The 573-nt window shown below is 41.0% G+C and carries 1 protein-coding gene and 1 pseudogene; one reads left to right on the top strand and one right to left on the bottom strand.

The features are described from left to right. On the bottom strand, positions 1 to 223 hold a 223-nt coding region (locus KIV40_RS35030; protein WP_285354078.1), incomplete at its 3' end, for a prepilin-type N-terminal cleavage/methylation domain-containing protein. A gap of 210 nt (positions 224 to 433) precedes the next feature. On the opposite strand from KIV40_RS35030, the pseudogene KIV40_RS35035 reads away from it, so the two are divergent. Then, positions 434 to 573 (top strand): annotated as a pseudogene (locus KIV40_RS35035) (prepilin peptidase); the annotation flags it as partial.

Here is a 573-nt window from a genome sequence, read left to right on the forward strand (position 1 = left end):
AATTAACAACTTGATCAAAATCGGGTTCACCATCGACCAGCCATTGTGAATGGTACATATCGATACTGTTTCTGAAGGCAGAAAATGCGCCTTGCGCTAATGCCTCGTGAGCGTCTCTTTGTACACCCATAAAACGAGGTGCCACAGTAACAGCCAATACACCCAAAATAACCACCACAACAATAAGTTCGAGTAATGTAAAACCTCGGAATTTTGACTTCATGTTGATTAATCCTAAATGTAATAAATTATTTCAGCCGCCGTTTTACACCCAAGACTATGATTATCAAAGCGAAATAAGTGATATGAAGGTGATATTTTCAACGCAATGGTTTGCGTACGATTGTCGGTTACAAAAGGGAGGGAAGTGGTTGGCGACATCTTTGGGTGGTTGGCGTTATAATGTCGAAAATGCCCAATATCCAGAGCTTTCATGACATATCAATTATTAAGCCTTCCAGAGTCCATCAATGACATTACGCCTCAATTTATTGAAGGGGCAATCCTTGCTTCGAATCTAGCGACAAAACCGTTAGAGCCTGAAACATGGTTAGCGATTATTGCACCTGAAGC

The sequence above is a fragment of the Vibrio sp. D173a genome (assembly GCF_030248475.1).